Source organism: Pseudoclavibacter sp. RFBG4 (assembly GCF_002931515.1).
In the GTDB taxonomy this organism is placed as follows: domain Bacteria; phylum Actinomycetota; class Actinomycetes; order Actinomycetales; family Microbacteriaceae; genus Pseudoclavibacter.
In genome coordinates, this window is sequence record NZ_PSYC01000029.1 from 19679 (window position 1) to 37895 (window position 18217).

At 67.5% G+C, this 18217-nt stretch carries 15 protein-coding genes; 6 read left to right on the top strand and 9 right to left on the bottom strand.

What is annotated here, in order from left to right; translation table 11 throughout:
• Positions 1-67: 67 nt before the first annotated feature.
• Positions 68-1105 (bottom strand): DNA polymerase IV, encoded by a 1038-nt coding sequence (locus C5E10_RS11470; protein WP_104331752.1) that lies wholly within the window; start codon positions 1103-1105, stop codon positions 68-70.
• Positions 1106-1234: 129 nt separating this feature from the next.
• On the opposite strand from C5E10_RS11470, the gene C5E10_RS11475 reads away from it, so the two are divergent.
• The 5 genes from C5E10_RS11475 (at position 1235) to C5E10_RS11495 (ending at position 6349) form a co-directional block, all read left to right on the top strand.
• Positions 1235-2248 carry a proline racemase family protein gene (locus C5E10_RS11475; protein WP_104331753.1) on the top strand — a complete coding sequence of 338 codons (1014 nt, stop codon included), beginning with the start codon at positions 1235-1237 and terminating at the stop codon, positions 2246-2248.
• A complete protein-coding gene (locus C5E10_RS11480; protein ID WP_104331754.1) occupies positions 2245-3195 on the top strand; it encodes an ornithine cyclodeaminase family protein in 951 nt (316 codons plus the stop codon). Before C5E10_RS11475 ends, C5E10_RS11480 begins: the two co-directional genes overlap by 4 nt.
• Positions 3192-3866 carry a GntR family transcriptional regulator gene (locus C5E10_RS11485; RefSeq protein ID WP_104331755.1) on the top strand — a complete coding sequence of 225 codons (675 nt, stop codon included), beginning with the start codon at positions 3192-3194 and terminating at the stop codon, positions 3864-3866. The genes C5E10_RS11480 and C5E10_RS11485 overlap by 4 nt, the downstream gene beginning before the upstream one ends.
• 66 nt (positions 3867-3932) lie before the next feature.
• Positions 3933-4295, top strand: a complete 363-nt coding sequence (locus C5E10_RS11490; RefSeq protein WP_104331756.1) for a helix-turn-helix transcriptional regulator — start codon at positions 3933-3935, stop codon at positions 4293-4295.
• A gap of 182 nt (positions 4296-4477) precedes the next feature.
• On the top strand, positions 4478-6349 hold the full coding sequence (locus tag C5E10_RS11495; protein WP_374953509.1) for a heavy metal translocating P-type ATPase: 1872 nt from the start codon (positions 4478-4480) through the stop codon (positions 6347-6349).
• Positions 6350-6438: 89 nt separating this feature from the next.
• Here C5E10_RS11495 and C5E10_RS11500 read toward each other — a convergent pair whose 3' ends face one another.
• The 8 genes from C5E10_RS11500 to C5E10_RS11530 form a co-directional block, all read right to left on the bottom strand.
• A complete protein-coding gene (locus C5E10_RS11500) occupies positions 6439-7629 on the bottom strand; it encodes an ABC transporter ATP-binding protein (RefSeq protein ID WP_236558347.1) in 1191 nt (396 codons plus the stop codon).
• Positions 7607-9376: an iron ABC transporter permease gene (locus tag C5E10_RS11505; protein ID WP_104331757.1), complete on the bottom strand. Its 1770-nt coding sequence runs from the start codon at positions 9374-9376 to the stop codon at positions 7607-7609. The genes C5E10_RS11500 and C5E10_RS11505 overlap by 23 nt, the downstream gene beginning before the upstream one ends.
• A gap of 15 nt (positions 9377-9391) precedes the next feature.
• Positions 9392-10441, bottom strand: a complete 1050-nt coding sequence (locus C5E10_RS11510) for an ABC transporter substrate-binding protein (RefSeq protein ID WP_104331758.1) — start codon at positions 10439-10441, stop codon at positions 9392-9394.
• A gap of 166 nt (positions 10442-10607) precedes the next feature.
• Positions 10608-11306 (bottom strand): response regulator transcription factor, encoded by a 699-nt coding sequence (locus C5E10_RS11515; RefSeq protein ID WP_104331759.1) that lies wholly within the window; start codon positions 11304-11306, stop codon positions 10608-10610.
• Entirely contained in the window at positions 11303-12163 is an 861-nt protein-coding gene (locus C5E10_RS11520) for a sensor histidine kinase KdpD (RefSeq protein WP_181062735.1), read from the bottom strand. Before C5E10_RS11520 ends, C5E10_RS11515 begins: the two co-directional genes overlap by 4 nt.
• Before the next feature lie 136 nt (positions 12164-12299).
• Positions 12300-12446 carry a hypothetical protein gene (locus tag C5E10_RS19170; protein ID WP_181062736.1) on the bottom strand — a complete coding sequence of 49 codons (147 nt, stop codon included), beginning with the start codon at positions 12444-12446 and terminating at the stop codon, positions 12300-12302.
• A gap of 38 nt (positions 12447-12484) precedes the next feature.
• The gene (locus C5E10_RS18875) at positions 12485-13384 is read right to left on the bottom strand and encodes a helix-turn-helix domain-containing protein (protein WP_181062737.1); all 900 of its coding nucleotides are present in this window, start codon (positions 13382-13384) and stop codon (positions 12485-12487) included.
• Between the two features lie 2163 nt (positions 13385-15547).
• Entirely contained in the window at positions 15548-16546 is a 999-nt protein-coding gene (locus C5E10_RS11530; protein ID WP_104331762.1) for a helix-turn-helix domain-containing protein, read from the bottom strand.
• 1070 nt (positions 16547-17616) lie between these two features.
• Here C5E10_RS11530 and C5E10_RS11540 point away from each other — a divergent pair.
• The gene (locus tag C5E10_RS11540) at positions 17617-18129 is read left to right on the top strand and encodes a hypothetical protein (RefSeq protein WP_146080244.1); all 513 of its coding nucleotides are present in this window, start codon (positions 17617-17619) and stop codon (positions 18127-18129) included.
• Positions 18130-18217 lie beyond the last annotated feature (88 nt).

The following is an 18217-nucleotide window of genomic DNA, read 5'->3' on the forward strand; positions in this document are numbered from 1 at the left end:
GCATCCCGCGATCTGCAGTTCAGCGTAGAGGCAGGGCACCGACAGGCGAAACCGCGGGGCGGGACCGTCAGAAGAGCGTCGGCTGCACCATCTCGACCGGAACCAGCCCGGTGAGCGTCACGCTCGCGGACTCGAGCTCCGACGTGCTCGAGTCGACGAGCAGCTTCTTCGCCACGGGCATCCACACGTCGAAGGACGCGCTCGAGTCGATGCCCTGGTACTTCTCCCTGACCGGGCCGAGCCCGACGGGGCGCAGCTCGAGCTTGATGCCCGTCGCGCTGAGACCCGCTCGAGTCGCGCGGTGGCAGACGCGTTCGACGCAGCCCTCGACGACCTCCTCCGGCGTGCGGTCGGCCCGCGCGTACCCCGAGGTCGACGATTCCGAGGTGAGGCTCGTGCGGTGCCGGATGGGCGAGATCATCGCATCGTCGGTGCCGGCGCGGATGCGCCACAGCCGCCTGGCCATTCCCGTGCCGCAGACCCGCAGCAGCTCGTCGCGCGGGATGACGTCGACGTCGCCGATGCGACCGACGCCGAGCTTGATGAGCCGCGCCTCGGTGCGTGCCCCGATGCCCCACACCTCGCCGATGGGCAGCTCGGTGCGCAGCTCCAGCTCGCGCGCCTCGTCGATGACGTGCACGCCGTCGGGCTTCGCTGCTCTCGAGGCGAGCTTCGCCATGAGCTTCGTGCGGCCGATGCCGACGCTGACGGGGATGCGCAGCTCGGTCGCCGCGCGGCGACGGAGCTCACGGGCGACACTCTGCGCCTCCTCGATCGTGCGAGCCCCGACGTCGAGGAACGCTTCCTCGATCGAACCCGGCTCTATGCCCCGCGCGACCGAGTCGAAGAGCGCGTAGAGCGCATCCCCGACCGCTTCGATCTCCTGGCGGTAGGCCTCGACGAGGAGGATGCGTGGGCACAGCTCGCGCGCCTCGGTGACGAGCATGCCGGCGTGGATGCCGAACTCCCGCGCCGGGTAGTTGGCGCTGGCGATGAACAGGTGCGCCACGGCGGCGACGGGCTTGGCTGCGAGCTCCGGCCGGTCACGCAGGGCGACCGATGCGAAGAAGGAGTCGGCGTCGGCATGGAGCAGGTACGAGTTCATGACCCCGCCATCGTACCTATGTTCTAGGCAGGGTTCGAGTGCTGCGCGAGTCGCGTGTCTGCACCCACCCTGTCGGTCGTGCGCGCCGTGCCGTAGTGTGATTGCAATTGCAATCTCTCTGGAGGCTTCATGCGCGAGCGCTACGCGACGATCGACTACCACACGGCCGGCGAGCCGTTCCGCATCGTGCCGGAGCTCGGGATCCCGATCGAGGGCACAGACGTGGCCAGCAAGCGCGTCTTCGCCATGGCCTCCCCCACCGTCGACCGAGTCCGCCAGCTGCTCTGCTTCGAGCCGCGCGGGCACGCCGACATGTACGGCGGCTTCATCGTGGAGCCGAACGACGACGGCGCCCACCTCGGGGTGCTCTTCTGGCACAAGGACGGGTTCTCTACGGCGTGCGGGCACGGCACGATCGCGCTCGGCGTGTGGGCCATCGAGAGCGGCCTCGTCGCCGCCGAGACCAGCGGCACGACGGACGTCATCATCGACGTCCCCTCAGGGCGCGTGACCGCGAGGGTCCACACCGACCCAGATGGCACCGTCACGGGGGCCGACTTCATCAACGTTCCGGGCTACGTGCTCACGCGGCAGGTCCACGTCTCGACATCCAGGGGCACGGTGCTCGCCGACCTCACCTTCGCCGGGGCCATCTACGCGCAGGTCGACGCGAGCACCATCGGGCTGTCGATCGAGCCGGAGGACGTGAGCGAGATCATCGCGTTCGGGCGGGAGGTGAAGTGGCTCCTGAACGATTCACCGCACGCCCAGCATCCGAGCGACGCACGACTGAGCGGGGTCTACGGCACGATCCTCTTCTCCGACCACAGCGCCGACGGCGTCGTCCGCCAGCGCAACGCCACGGTGTTCGCCGACGGTGAGCTCGACCGCTCCCCCTGCGGTTCCGGCACGTGCGCCCGGGTCGCGACGCTGACCGAGCAGGGCGCGCTGCCCGTCGGGTCCGAGCTCGTGCACGACTCCATCGTCGACTCCCGCTTCCTCGCCCGCGTCGTCGCGGAAGGCGTCGAGGCCGGGCGCCGCGCGACGACGACGCAGGTCTCGGGTATGGCGCACAAGACCGGCGAGCACGTCTTCGAGGTCGACCCTCGTGACGAGATGACGCCCGGGTTCGTGCTGCGATGAGCGCGCGCATCCCCTACCTCGGCGCCGATGACGTCGCGGCGCTCCTCTCCCCGACGGCAGCTGTGGATGCGCTCCGGCGCGCCCTCGCCGACGGATTCCGTCCCGAGACCGACCACGCGCGCATCTTCGAGTCGCTCGAGCACGGCGAGTTCCTCCTCATGCCGGCCGAGACCGCGGACAGCGCCGGCATCAAGCTGCTGACGATCGCACCGGACAACCCGGCGCGGGGACGCGCCCGCATCCAGGGCCTCTACGTGCTGTTCGACGCGGAGACGCTCACGCCTCGCGCCCTCATCGACGGGCCGGCCCTCACCGACGTTCGCACCTCGGCCGTCTCCGTGGCGGCGGTCAGGGATGCGCTCGAGCGCGACCCTGGCCCGCTGGAGGTCGTCGCCTATGGCGCCGGCCCCCAGGCGAGAGCACACGTGCGCACGGTCAGGGCCGTGCTCGAGGGCACGCGGCAGATCGGCCGAGTCACGTCGGTGGTCCGCTCCCCCGAGCGCGTCCTCGCGAGCGAGGATTTCGACGCCGTGGTCGCGGCGGGCAGCCAGGAGGCCGAGGCTGCAACCCGCGCGGCTGGGCTCATCCTGTGCACGACGACAGCCTCGGCCCCGCTCTTCCCCGACGAGCTCGTGCGCGACGACGCCGTGGTCGTGGCGGTCGGTTCGCATTCGCCGGATGCACGCGAGCTGCCAGGTGCGTTGCTCGGCCGAGCCGACGTGGTCGTCGAGGACGTCGCGGCGGCGCTTCGCGAGTGCGGCGACGTCATCATGGCCATCGGCGAGGGCGCCCTCGACGCGCGGGACCTGATCCCGATGGCGGCTCTCGTGCAGGGCAACCGCCGGCCGCTCGGGGGGCGACCAGTGGTGTTCAAGAGCGCCGGAATGTCGTGGGAGGACCTCGTGCTGGCACGGGCGATCGCCGACGCCGACGAGCGTCGCCGATGAGCACCCCCGCCGGCGCGCAGCCCAGCCCGGGCCGTCGCGACTCCGTGCGGCAGCGCGTGGCCGCGGAGCTGCGGGCCGCGCTCATCGGCGGCGAGCTCGCCCCCGGCCAGGTCTACTCGGCGCCTGCGCTCGCTGCCCGCTTCGCCTCCTCGGCGACCCCGGTCCGGGAGGCGATGCTCGAGCTGTCGCGCGATGGGATGGTCGAGGTGCTGCCGAACACGGGGTTCCGCGTGACGGAGGTCACGCGCGCCGAGCTCGACAACCTCGCCGAGGTGCGCCGGCTGCTCGAGGTGCCGGTCATGGGCGACATCGCCGAGCGGCACAGCAACGAGGACGCGGCGCGCATCCGCTCGCTCCGCCCCCTCGTCGAGGCGATGCAGCGAGCTGAGGCGGCGAACGACATGGTCGCCTACCTGACGGCCGACACCGAGTTCCACACCTCGTTCCTGTCTCTCCACGGCAACCCGGAGCTCGTCCAGATCGTGCGGCGTGCCCGCGAGCGCAGCCGCCTCCACAACCTCCTGCCGCTCGCCGAAGCCGGCCAGCTCACCACGTCCACGCTCGAGCACGGCCAGATGATCGAGGCGGCGCTCGACCGCGACCGAGCGCGGATGCAGGAGCTGGTGGCGCAGCACATCGGGCACGTGCGCGGCGAGTGGGCCGGTCGCTGACCCGAACATGGTGGTGGAGGCAGCCTGACCCGCCAGACAGGTCACTCTTCGCTGTATAGTCACTCCATGCTGACTCTTGCTTCGAGGCTCGACGTGATGAACAGGCTCGGTCGGGCAATGGCGGATCCCACCCGATCGAGGATCCTGCTCGCGCTGCTCTCCGGCCCCGGGTACCCCGCTCGCCTCTCCGAGTCGCTGGGGCTCACTCGCACGAACGTCTCGAACCACCTCGCCTGCCTGCGGGGGTGCGGCATCGTCGTCGCGAGCCCCGAGGGCCGGCAGACGCGGTACGAGATCGCCGACTCGCACATCACCCGCGCGCTCGGCACGCTGATCGAGACCGTCCTGGCCGTCGACGAGGGCGTCCCGTGCGCGTCCGACTGCGACAGCTGCGAGGCGTGCGCCTCGGAAGTGGCGGGTCTCGCGTGAGCGAGGAATGCTGCGGCCCGACCGAACCCCCGCGAGGAGGCGCCCAGCTTCGGCCACTGCTGCTCCGCTCGGGGCAGCCACCGGCCTTCGACGGCCTCCCTTCGTCGCCGGTCGTCACTGCGGCATGCGGAGACGATGACGGGGATGCCTGCTGCGGACCTCGGCTGGCTTCGGCGGCCTCACTGGCCTCCGCAGCCGAGCCGGCGAGCGGACCGCCCGTCGCCGCGCCGTGGTGGCGGGATCGGGCGCTCCTTCCGTCCGCAGTGTCGGGCGTCGCGCTGATCGTCGGCTACGGGTTCGAATGGGGCGGGGCGCCCGCCGCCGCGGTCGTCTTCCATGCCGTCGCCCTGCTGGCCGGGGCGTCCACCTTCGTCCCCGACACGCTCCGTCGCCTCGCGCGGGGCCGCCTCGGGGTCGGGCTGCTCATGACGATCGCGGCCCTCGGCGCCGTTCTGCTCGGGCACGTGGGCGAGGCCGCAGCACTGGCGTTCCTCTTCTCCCTCGCGGAGACGCTCGAGGGACGCGCGATGTCGCGGGCGAAGGATGGGCTGCGCGCGCTCCTCGCGCTGCTCCCGGAGACGGCGATCGTGGTCCGCGGCGGCGGCACCGCGACCGTTCCGGCCAGCGAGGTGCGTCGCGGAGATGTGCTGCAGCTCGGCGCCGGTGACCGTGCGGCCACGGATGGCATCGTGCGGGAGGGGCGATCGAACGTCGACACGTCGGCGGTCACGGGCGAGTCCATCCCCGTGCAGCTCGAGCCGGGAGACGCGATCGCGGCCGGGACCATCACCATCTCCGGCGCTCTGCGCATCGAGGCCACGGCCGATGGCCGAGACAACTCGCTGACCCAGATCGTCGAACTGGTCCGGCAAGCCCACGCCAAGAAGGGGAACCGCGCGCGGTTGGCGGACCGCATCGCCCGCCCGCTCGTGCCGACGGTGCTCGTGCTGGCGCTGCTCATCGTGGCGTTCGGGTTCCTCGTCGGAGATCCGGCGCTCTGGACCGAGCGCGCCCTGGTCGTGCTCGTCGCGGCCTCGCCCTGCGCCCTCGCGATCGCCGTCCCGGTGACCGTGATCAGCGCGATCGGCTCCGCCTCGAAGCTCGGCGTGGTCATCACATCCGGTGCTGCGTTCGAGCAGTTCGGAACGATCCGAACGGTCGCGTTCGACAAGACGGGCACGCTGACCATGAACGACCCGCGCGTGGTCGACGTCGTTCCGGCGGCCGCTTGGACCGGGCAAGGGGTCGTCGACCTCGCCGCTGCCCTCGAGGCCGTCAGCGGGCATCCGCTCGCCAGCGCCATCACTGCGGCGGGTGAGGCTCCCTTCGTCGCCGCCGACGTCGAAGAACTCGCGGGGCTCGGCATAGCCGGCCAGGTGGATGGCGCGGCCGTGCGAGTGGGCAACACGAGGTGGCTCCCGCCGCTCGGCGTGGAGGTCGCGGCCGAGACGCTGGCAGGTCAGGGCATGACGGTCGTCGTGGTGGAGGTCGATGGCAGCATCGCGGGCCTGATCGGCGTCCGCGACGAGCTGCGCCCGGATGCTGCGGACGCCATCGATCAGCTCTCCCGGCTCGGCATCCGCTCCCTCATGCTGACCGGCGACAACTCGCAGACCGCGCAGGCGCTCGCATCGCAGGCGGGGATCGCCGAGGTGCACGCCGAGCAGCTTCCGGCGGACAAGGCCCGCGTCATCGAGCGGCTGGCATCCCAGACGCCGACTGCGATGGTCGGCGACGGCATCAACGACGCCCCGGCGCTCGCCACGGCAACCGTTGGGATCGCCATGGGGACCCATGGGTCCGCCGCGGCGATCGAGTCCGCGGACATCGCCTTCACGGGAAGCGACCTCAGGCTGCTTCCGAGCGCGTTCGCACACGCCAGACGCGGACGCCGCATCATGACCGTCAACATTGCGCTTGCACTCGCGATCATCGTGGTCCTGTTCCCACTCGCGCTGTTCGGTGTGCTTGGCCTCGCCGGAGTCGTGCTCGTGCACGAAGCCGCGGAGCTGCTCGTCATCCTGAACGGCGTCCGAGCCGCGCGCCGACGCTGACCTGCGGCGCCCCGGGGGTACCCCGCCGCACCATTCGGGCCACCGCCTTCGAGAGAAGGCAGTGGCCCGAGACCTCAGCGCGCAGGCGCCTAGTGAGCCGCCGTGTCGTCGCCTTCGTCGCCCGTCTTGGGCAGCAGCCATCCGCGTTCCGGGGCGATGCCAACGCGAACGCAGTCCATGGGGCGCAGGATGTCCTCGACGGATGGGTCCGAGACCTGCGCCACGATCGTCCCCGTGTCGGTCTCGATCTCGTACTCGACGCTGTCCCCGTGGAAGATGGTCGTGAGGACCCGTCCGACGTCGCCGTGGACCTCCGCTGCTTCCACTCGACCGGAGAGTCGCACCGACTCCGGCCTGATCATGAGGAGCACCTCCGTGTCGATCGTGACGCCGTCCTGGCAGTCCGTCTCGAACTCCCGGCCGAGCGCCACGACCCGGGCCCGCCCATTCGCCGGCTCGGCGAGGAGGGTGGCGTCGAGGAACGTCGCGCGGCCGATGAAGTCGGCGACGAACACCGACTCCGGGCGCCGGTACACGGTGTCCGGGACATCGACCTGCTCGATCCGGCCGCGGTTCATGACGACGATGCGGTCGGAGAGCGTCATCGCCTCGTCCTGGTCGTGGGTGACGAAGATGCTCGTGATGCCGAGTCGACGCTGCAGGCGGCGGATCTCGTTGCGCATCAGGACGCGCAGCTTTGCGTCGAGGTTCGAGAGGGGCTCGTCGAAGAGCAGCACCTTCGGCCGCATGACCAGCGCACGGGCGAGGGCGACGCGCTGCTGCTGACCGCCGGACAGCTGGTGGGGCGCCCGGTCGGCGAAGTTCATGAGGTTCATGATCGTCAGGACGGTGTCGACCTCCTCGCGCATCCGCGCCGCCGGCATCTTCTTGAGCTTCAGCCCGTACGAGACGTTCTCGCGCACGGACAGGTGCGGGAAGAGCGCGTACGACTGGAAGACCATCGACATGGGCCGCTGGTTCGGGGCGACACGGATCATGTCGGCCCCGTCGAGCTCGAGCTCCCCCGAGGTCGGCTCCTCGAACCCGGCGATCATCCGCAGGGTCGAGGTCTTGCCGCAGCCGGAGGGGCCGAGGAGGGTGATGAACTCGCCAGGTTCGATCTCGAGATCGACGGAGTCCACGGCCAGCGGGTCGTCGGCCTTGGCTCCGTATCGCTTCGTCAGCTTGCGGAGGGTGATGCGGCCGAGTGCGGCCTCGGGGTCGATGCCGACAGCCTCGGCGAGGCCATCGACGGAGTCAACGACGGTGTGTGCGACCACGGAAGATCACCTTTCGGACGAGGAAGTTGATGATGAGGATGAGCGTCAGCACGATGAGGATGAGCACCGTGCAGTACGCGAACGCGTTCCCGAAGCGCCCCGAGTCGACCTCGGCGAGGATCTGCGAGGTCATGATCTTGATGCCTGGGGTGGTGAGGAACACGATGGGCGACAGCGTTGTCATGGACCGCGCGAACGCGAAGGTCAGGCCGGTGAGGAGGGCCGACTGGATGAGCGGCAGCGTCACCTTGCGGAACGTCGTCCCCGACCCGGCGCCGAGCGACGTGGAGGCTTCCTCGATGGCGGGATGGATCTGGTTGAGCGCCGCGATGCCCGAGCGCTGGCCTGATGGCAGCGAGCGGGTGATGTAGACCATCACGATCGCGATGCCGCCGGAGAACGCCGCGCTTCCACCGGCGAGGGCCGGGAGGATCTGCACGCCGAAGATCGTGGTAGGCGTGATGTAGCTGAGCGCGTAGCCGATGCCGAGGACGGTGCCGGGTACGGCCAGCCCCAGCATGCCGACGAAGTCGAGCAGCCCGGAGGTGCGACGCAGCTTCCGGACGACGAGCCAGGCGATGAGCATCCCGAGCACGCCGGCGATCGGGGCCGCGATGAGGGCCAGGGTGGCCGTGTCGATCATGGCCTTCGAGCCGATGCCGGTGAGCACGAATCTGAAGTGGTCGAGCGTGAACTCGTTGTTGACCCCTGGCACCTTCATGAAGCCGCCGGTCAGGACGGTCACGTAGATCGTGACGATGAGCGCGCTGATCGAGCCGACGAGCAGGAGGATGGGCACCCGGATGCTCGGAGCGGTGATCTGCTCGGATCGTCCCGTCGGCTTGCCCGTCACGGTCACGACGCTGCGCTTCGAGACCCAGTAGCGCTGCACGAGGAACACGAGGAGGGCTGGCACGAGGATCGTGAGCGAGTAGGCAGCGCCCGCGCTCGTGTTGTAGTCGCCGGTGACGGCGAGGTAGGCCCGGCTCGCGAGGACCGTGTAGTCGCCGCCGAGCACCAGCGGGTTGGCGAGGTCGGCGATGGACTCCACGAACAGCAGGAGGAAGGACCCGGCGAAGCCGGGGACGAGCATAGGGATGGTGACGGAGAAGAACACCTTGAGCTTGCTCGCCCCGAGGCCAGCTGCGGCCTCGTCGAGGCTCGGGTCGAGTGACTCGAGCATGCCCTTGAAGTTCATGTAGGCGACGGGGAAGAAGGACAGGGCGAGGACGAGCACCAGGCCGGAGAGCCCGTAGATGTCGCCCTTGATGCCGAAGATGCCGTTGCTGATCGCGCCGTTGCGGCCGAAGAGCGTGATGACGGCGGTGGCGACGGCGAACGGGGGCGCCACGATCGGGACCATCGCGAGCAGGTGCAGCGCTCGTTTGCCGCGGAACGCGATGCGGACCTGGGCGAACGCGAACAGGAACCCGATGATGGTGCCCAGGACCCCGACGATGAGGCCGAGGACCAGTGTGTTGAGCACGATCCGATGGTTGACGGGGTCGGTCACGATGCTCGCGAGCACCGCGAGCCCATCCGGGGCGAACGCTGCGGAGAGGAGGCTCATCACCGGGTAGCCGATGAGGAGCAGGAGGATGACGGCGACGGCCGTGCCGAGGATCACGACGCTGCGGTCGGCGCGGGCTCGTGACCGCGGTGCCGAGCGCGAGCCGCGTCCTCGTGCGGGGGCGGGGGCCGCTGGCGGCGTGGTGCCGCCAGCGACTGCTTCGAGTGTTGAGGTCATTGTTCGTCCGCGCTTCTACTCCTTGGGAGCAGGCGCCACCTCCGAGTCGAACCGTCCCGTGAGCTCGTTGCGCGCCTGACCCGCGGCGTCGATGTCGGCGTGCACGAGCTTCACGGTGTCGAAGTCGACCATGTCCTCCGTGATGACCGCGTCCGGGTTCGTCGGCACACTGTAGCTTCCGACAGTCGCGGCGAGGTCCTGCGCCTCTGCCGTGAGGGTCCAGTCGATGAACGCCTTGGCGCCTTCTGGGTTCTTCGCGTTCTTGATGAGCGAGACGGCCCCGACCTCGTAGCCGGTGCCCTCGGAGGGGAAGGTCGTCTCGAGGTTCGTGAAGCCCTCGTTCACGAACTTCTGGCAGTCCTGGGCGAAGATCACGCCGGTGGCGACCTCACCGCGGCCTGCCATCTGGCCCGGCGCGCTGCCGCTCTTCGAGTACTGGAGGATGTTGGAGTGCAGCTTGCCGAAGAAGCCGATGGCCGCATCCTGGTCGCCGTCGTTGAGCTCGACCTCGGTCCAGAGCGCCTGGTAGGCCGTGCCGGAGGTGCCGGGGTGCGCCATGGCGATGTTGCCCTTGAACTTCGGGTCGAGCAGGTCCGCCCAGGAGGTCGGCGCCTCGGCACCGATCTCCTCGAGCACGTCGGTGTTCGAGCAGAAACTCAGCGCGCCGACGTAGACACCGGTCCAGCGCCCATCCGCGTCCTTGTACTCCGCCGGGATCTGCTCGGCGTTCGGTGAGGTGTACGGCTCGAGGAAGCCGGACTCGTCGGCCGCGAGATGCCCCTCGGCGCCGCCACCGAACCAGGCGTCGAACTCCGGGGTGTCTCCTGTCGCGCTGAGGCGTGCGACGGCCTCGCCGCCGCTCAGCCGCACATAGTTCGCCGGGATGCCGGAGGCCGCCGTGAACTCGGCGGCGATGACCTGGCACCAGTCCTCCTGCGGGGTGCAGATGAACGTGACCGGTTCGCTCGAGGCGCCCGCCTCGGTACCCGCACCCGCCGAGCAACCGGCGAGAAGAGCGGTGGCGGCTGTTGCCGCGACCGCGAAGGGAAGCAGTGTGCGTTGCATGCGGGAGAACTCCTTTGTCCTGGTCTTCGAACTGCCGAGCATCAGTGAGCTGTGCTCGACGTTGCCAACGCTACGAGCGGGATGCGGGCGCGCCCGTGACAGCTCGGTGATGTTCGGTGACAGCTCTGTCACCGAGTTGGGCGGGCACCCTGGTGACGGACGAGGCTCAGGTGCGGTCGGCGCGGAGCAGGTAGCCGGTGCCCCGCACGCTCTCGATCGCCGCCGAGCTTCCCGTGACGGCCGCCTCGAGCTTGTGGCGCATCCGATAGACCGCGGCCTTGATCATCTCCCTATCCCCGTGGCGGTCGTACTCGCCCCAGCACATGAGGAGAAGCTGGGAGAAGTCGAGCGGTGAGTTCGGGTGCGCCATGAGGGCGGCGAGGAGCTTGTACTCGGTATTGGTGAGCGAGACCCGCTCCGCGGCGACGATGACATCGTGGCTCGCGGGGTCAAGCTCGAGTCGGACCCCCGAGGTCACGACGGCACGCGACGACTCCGGGCGCCGCACGAGGCGCTGCGCCCTGAGTGCCAGCTCGCGCGGGTGGAACGGCTTCGCGACGTAGTCGTCGGCCTCCGCCTCCAGCCCCGCGATCCGGTCGGAGACCTCGCCCTTCGCGGTCACGAGGATCACCGGCAAGTCCCAGCGGGACTTGATGCGCTGGCACAGCGAGATGCCCGAGATGCCGGGCAGCATGATGTCGAGCACAACGAGGTCCGGGCGTGAGCGTTCGAGGGCCGTCCACGCGGTCTCCGCCGAGCGGAACGACTCCGTCGTGAACCCCTGCGTCTCCAGCGCGAACGTGACGATGTCGAGCATCGCCGGTTCATCGTCGACGACGAACGCGAGGCTGTGCGGCGCGGTCATCGTCGACGCCTCGCGACGGCTGGGTCCGCGAGCGGCAGCGTGAACATCATCGTCGTCCCTTTTCCCGAGATCGTGTCGACGTGGATGCGGCCACCCTGCAGCTCCACGAACTGCTGCGAGATGAAGAGCCCGATGCCGGTGCCGTTGCCGAGCGGGCGGCCGCTCGAGAACCGGCTGAACAGGCGTTCCCGCTGCGTCTCCGTCATCCCCGTCCCTCCGTCGCTGACCGAGATCATGACCTCGTCGTCCCCAGGAACGATACGCACTTCCACGCGACCGCCCGCCGACTCGCTCCTCGCCGCGTTGTTCACGAGGTTCGTGATGACCTGCCTCGTGAGCTGCGGGTCGACAAACGCGCTGACCGGGGCGCCAGGGGCATCCAGCACGACCGTGACATCGGAGATCTCCGACAGCTCCTCGACGACGCCCCGGAACAGCACTCTGAGGTCGACCCGAGAGCGCTCGATCGACACGAGGCCGGCCTCGAGGCGGGCCCTCGTGAGCAGTTGCTCCGAGAAGTTGTGCATCCGCACGGCGTTGTCGACGATGCGATGCACGAACACGGACTGCTTCTCGGTGAGCGGGCCGGCCTTCTCCTCCGCGAGGAGCTCCCCGGCCCCCTGAATGACTGCGAGCGGCGTGCGGAGCTCGTGGCTCAGCACCGATGCCTGGTCCGCCCGCCTCGTGCTGAGCTCGGTGACCTCCTCGAGCCGCGCACGGTCGCGCGCATGCTCGCGCAGCACTAGCCAGATCGAGGCCCAGGCGGCCGCGAGCGCGATGAGCGTTGCGAGCCCAGTCGCCCAGTCGGACCGCATGGCGGCGAACACTGCCGCGAGGATCCCCGCGAGAACCGACACGAGGAGCACACTCGCTGCCCACCTCGACATCATCATCATCCGGATAAACCTAGACGATCAGGCGAGAGCGACACGTCGATCCCTTCTCACCAGGGCAGCGAGCCCTGCCCTCATCCGACGGCAGGGCTCGCTCTCCTCACCGCACCAGCGTGGTGTCGACGGGGTCCATGTCGTTGTAGGTGGTGTTCTCGCCCGCGGTGGCCCACACGAACGTGTACGGGCCGGTACCCGCGCCGAAGTGCACCGACCAGCTGGGCGAGACCACGAGCTGACGGTTCGACACGACGAGGTGCAAATGCCTTGTCCCGTCGGGCCTCAGTCCTAGGCGGACGGGCCCTCTGTGACGTCGTCCTTCAGCAGACGACGCATCGTTCGCACCGACCGGAATCCGCTCTCCTGCGCGATGACGAGAAGTTCGGATCCCGATTTCTCGCTCACCTTCAGAAGAGCTCGGGCCCGCGCTGCTCGCATGCTCCGAATAGTCGCTCCGGCGGCTCGGCCCTCTGCGGCGAAGATGCGGTGCAACTGTGAAACAGAGACACTCAGACTGCGTGCCAGCTCTCGGGTCGAGAAATTCGGATCCCGGTAGTTCTCCTCGATCAGCTGGTAGGCACGAGCGAGGTGCAGTTCGCGCGGTGAGCTTTTCTCGACTTCCTCCTGAACTCTCGTCTCCGCGAGTGCAGCAAGCAGAAGCTCTTGGATTCCACGCCTCCAGAAGTTGAAACCAACCTGCCGCTCCTGGATCTGTGTACTCAGCGAAGCACTCGCGGCCGCGATGAAGACCTTGCGGAAGGAACTGGTTGTCTTGAACGGCCCCGGTGCCTGACCCTCGACCCACGGGAGCTCAATCAGCTGATCCCTGGGTATCGCGATGAAGAGACAAGAATGGGGCTCCGTCGACGAAACGCTCACTGGTCGACGCGCTGAATGCGTGTAGAAGTGCGGCGCGGTGACTCGTCTTGATCGTCCCTCAGCGCTCTGGATCATGAGATGACCGGTCAAAACAAAATTCACATAGACGAGGTCGGGGTTATACGAGTCGGCATCGGGCTCCAGCCTCGTGGCGGATTGCCAGATGCGTCCCAACGTGAATGTGCGAGTTCCGATGACGTCTGCATGGACACGAACTTCTGCTCCATCAATCCGAACATCCCAGCCCTGCTCTTGCAGCCACTGCAGTGCCTCGTGATTCTCAAGACCCACAACATGTGCAGAGTCCATTGCCGCTCCGATCGTTCGAATCAACCCTAGGGGCCGAATCTGCCAAGAGAAATCCGCCATCAGCAAGCACCGCGGACCGCTGCCCCTCCTCGACGGCACGCTCCCGGCTCGTGGTCTGGGGAGTCGCAGAACCCGCTCTCGGCGCGAAGTCCGCTCAGTTTCCCCACGTGCGCCTCAGCGGAAGATGCCGCCGGGAGCTCGATGAAGCTGGAGACCGGCAAGTGTACTCATACTCCGAGGAAGCTGACGGTTCACCCTCTGGCGCCTCCCTTGGGAGCAAGGAAAGGTCGCGAAACGCGACATGTTCCATCTAGCTGCCGCCAATCCCTCCGGTTGGCGAAATCTTGCTCCTAAAGTGAGCGACGTGGGCGCTATGACTGCGCTATCGGGGGATGGCATGCACGGCGCCCCACGGCGCGGCGCGGTGATCTGGGGTCACCGCGCCGCGCATTTCTAGAAAACGACACTGACTTCTTCGTGTCGCCTACGCTGAGCCGATTGGTCTTAAACTCCGCCGCGTGCCCGAAAGGCTTCACCGCACCATCGAGCCCCGAGGCACGATGCACCAAAGCGAAGTAGACGGCTCCCTCACGGGTTATCCCATATCCAGCGGGCAGCAAGACCTACTCCACTGCGCGAACCGCAGAAGCTCGATCGTGCCAGAACGCGACAGCATTGTTGCAAGCGGCGACAGTCGAGGTGCCACAACCGGACAAAAGTCTAGTTTGATGCCGACATGCAATATCTCCGTGATTCATTCCCAACAGATTAAGCATGCCGCCGAAGGCGTGAGCCTCGGAATCCCGCGAGGTGCACTCGCGACGTTTGACCCCCAACAAACCAGAAAGTTCTCGTCACGACACCTTGTACACGATCCGGTGATTCTTCCGGCAGTCGAACGACGACGAGCAAAGACGAAGAAAGAATATTGATATGGACAACGAGAAGAATGCCGAGAGCACAGGGCTTGATCGCCGCAAGCTGCTCGCAGGAGCTGCATGGTCGGCACCTATCATTCTGGGCGCTGTTGCTGTACCAGTTAGCTCTGCATCCGGGACCCCTGGAACGGCGACCGTCAACGCAACAGCCGATTCTGCGGGTCGCCTGACGGTCAACATTCCCGCGGGGGCCCGCAACGTCACGTACACCATTCGGGGCGGTGCTGGAGGGCCTGCGGCATCGGCCGGTGGCGCAGGTGCGGTCATCACCGGAACGCTGAACCTCGGTGGTGTAGCCACCACGCTCACCCTCGTAGCCGGAGGTGGAGGCGCACCGCGGGGCAGCGTCAGGGGCGACCGTACTGGCGGTTGGAGCGTCGGATCCTACGGCGGGGCACGCACAGGAGACCCGAACAACGATGGCGGGAACGGCGGCGGGAGCTCAGCGATTGTGCTGAGTGGGCGCCCCGTCGTCGTCGCCGGTGGTGGCGGAGGAGCCGGAGCTGAAATAGCCTCGGGCGCGCAGACGGCAACTGGCGGCGCTGGCGGCAATGGAGGCAATCCACCAGCAGCCGGCACACGCGGAACACGTGGAGGCGGGGCCGGTGCTGAAGGAGGAGGAGCAGGCACTGCCACCGCCGGTGGCGCCGGAGGAACACCCTCAGGAGGAAGCCCCACCCGATTCGGCACAGGGAACCCAGGCAACGGTTCTGCTGGCGGCGACGCTTACGGCACCGGAGACGGGGCCTCAGGCGGTGGCGGCGGCGGCGGTTACTTCGGCGGCGGTGGCGGCGGCGCCATCTATTACGGCCCCAGTTCCCCGCAGGGGCCGGCCGGAGCGGGCGGCGGCGGCGGCGCAGGCTCCAACTACGTTGGCGGCACCACTGGCGCCGCCGTGCTCACCTCGACCATCAGTTCCGGACCGGCAACCTCAAGCGGTTACGGCTTGCCGGGCGTGGTCACGATCAGCTGGCAGTAGCTTCTCCAGCCGGCTCCTTGCTTCGTTGCCACGCGGAGCAAGGAGCCAGCAACCGTTCTCGGCGGCGGGGAGGAACGCAAGCGTTGGGCCGGGCGGCACCGATCGGCACCCACCATCACACCGGCCCGGAGACGCTTGCCCGACGGCGACTACCCACAGCGGCTCCGAGCTCAAGTGAATGATCCGGGCCTTACTCCGACGAGGAAACGATGAACTGGTCGTGGCGGCTCGAGGTTGGCAAACGCACTAGAGGATGTAGTCCGAAGATGGACTTGTCGGGGATCTCCTGATGTCAGTCCCCGAGGAAGCTCGGACATCTTTCGGAGTCATCCCGCGAGTACTGAGCAGGGCACGACGCATGGATCCGACCGAGTTGAATCCGCTCATCTTGCTGACCACATCGAGAGTGAGATGCGGCCGAGTGAGCATCAGGTGCTGGGCCCGCTGTGCCCGTGCTGTTCGCAGCATCTTGGCGACGCTAGCTCCGTGCTTCTCCGCGGCTCGCTGCAGCGACCTCGTCGAAACGCCGAGCTCCCTCGCGATTTCCGAGGGCCCGAAGTCGAGGTTCGAGAATCGTGAATCGACCAGCTCCTTGACGCGCCCGAAAAGATCATCTGGTGCTTCGATATTCTCGCGAGTCGACTCCATGACAAGTGCGCGGGCGAAGGAGCGAAGCAGTTCGCGAATGGAGTTCGCCGTCATCTGGTCTGCGTCGGGCGACTGGCTGAGCAGCTTGCTCAGGAAGTGCGAGGTCGCAGTGTAGAGCGGTGAGCTGGAGACGTCTGTGACGCCGGGAACCCGGTTCGCCTGCAACGGCGAGATCTCGTCCTGGTCGAACGTGAAGACGATCATCTCCGTGACACCGACCACCTCGATCGTGAGTGGCTCATGCCCCGGGAGTGCCATGCCAACGCCCGTGGCACTTGGCGTGCCCTTCAGGCTGTCACCTTCGAATGCGACTTCGCCTTGATTGACGAGAATGAACGCGAATCGCCGCCGCGCGGGGAGACGCGTGCGAGGCCATTCCAGGACAACCGGACGCGTTCGCAGCCTCGCCACGAGGAAGTTGTTGAAGCGAAGGAGCTGCACTTCCGCGTGAGCCGGTTCGTAATGATCACGAACGAAGACCCCCGAAGACTCGAACGCGTCGTCGGGCAGTACCCCCTTGAACGTATTCTCGTACCCTCGCAAGCCGGGCAATGCTTGCCAGCCGTGAATTTCCGAGAAATATGAGCGATCACCCATATCTGTGTTACCTCAATCGCTTCAGCTGCAGCTCGCGTGTAGTCACGAGATCTGCGGTCGTACGTGGAGGAGCACACAACCAGCTAGTGGTTGGAAGCTCTTCCTTCCGCACGACGTGAACATCGCCCGACCGATCAATGACGTGCATGACTCGCGGACTTGGTTGGTGAATGTGCCCACGAGGTGGCTGGCCAGGCCAGCCGCGAGACGCGGCCTGGGCTCACCCCTTGGGCTGCTCCCCTGCGGTGGAGGCGTCCGATCGCTTGCGACGCTAAGGCGCTCCGCGCACTTCTTTGAGTCGAGACGGCTGAAGGCCAACCGTGCTCGAGGCGTTCCCCTCTGCGCAGCGCCCGAAACGTCGAAGACGGGTCCTGACTTGCTGCCGTTTCAGGTATTCGCGGCGTCTTCCGCGAGCGCATCTGTGATCGGAAAGACGTGTGAGTCGGTCCGGTTGGGGCCATGGCCTTCGCACCGAGATCGCGAAGAAAGCCGAGATGCGCGTGCGCACTGATGCGAGCCACACGAAGCACGTCGTGCCCGGGTCGACCGGAACGGTCGGATGGGCAACTTCAAGCGATGCGGGTGGCCCGTTGCTGCAGCTGAATGCACCGTCGAAAGCTGTCGTCGACTCGGTTGCGAGCGGTACGGCAACGGACACAGCGAGTGCAGGCACCATCCACGCAGACCCCTTGGGCAGAGCCCTGCGCTCGACTGGTGACATCGTTATCATGTTCCTTCGGTTCAACATCTCACTTCCGAGGAAGTGACTGGCAGCTCACAAACATAGTGACGCCACGGAGCTCGCACACCAGCGTGCGACTTTTTGGCCACAGCTCGCTTCGTTCGCGTTGCTGATAACTCCCGTCCAGATGCGCGGCAACTCACGATCTGAAACTTGGATATGAGATGCGACGACTGATCGATCCGTGCTGGGTGGATGCATAGCTTCGTTCGAGTCCCCCTCCCCCAGTAAACGGAGAACCATGAGTGCCACCCCCCTCGCGCATCAGTCCACCCAAGCCCCCCTCTCTCGACGGCGAGTGCTCGCGGCCACCGCGTGGACTGCCCCAGTGATCGCGCTCGCTGTCACGAGCCCGTTCGCTGCAGCCTCACAGGCGCTCTGGGACCTGTCCCCCTCGTTCTCTGGCGAGCAGGGCTTCGATACCCAGGTCTCGGGGACGCGTCGCGCAGTGGGCACTGGGTTCCCGACCACGCTCGTGCTCAGCAGCCTCGATGAATCAGGCGGGGCTGTTCCGCAGGGGGTGCAGGTCATCTTCACGTTCGATGCGACGGTTGTCCAGGTGCGCGTGCCGGCCAACTCCGCACTGCCCGCCGGCCTCACGCGTTCGGCCCTCGCTGATGAAGACAGTGGGCTCATCAATGGGTACATCTTCACGTTCTCCGCACCCCTGCCGTACGGCGAAACGTATGTGGTGCCCCTCACCGTCACGCCTGGCGCCGGTTCTGCCGAGCTCGGCACCCGCGGCGGCACGCTCTCTGCGACGGGTCTCACGTCTCAGGACTCGGATCCGGCGAACAACGTCGCATCCCGGACCGGCACCCTGGTCGTCACCGCGGGGTAGGCCCACCCGACTTGCGTTCCCGCGCCCGACGTGGGAACGCGAGTCGGCTGGCCGTCCGGATGGCAGTCGAACGCTTCGGTGACGTCCA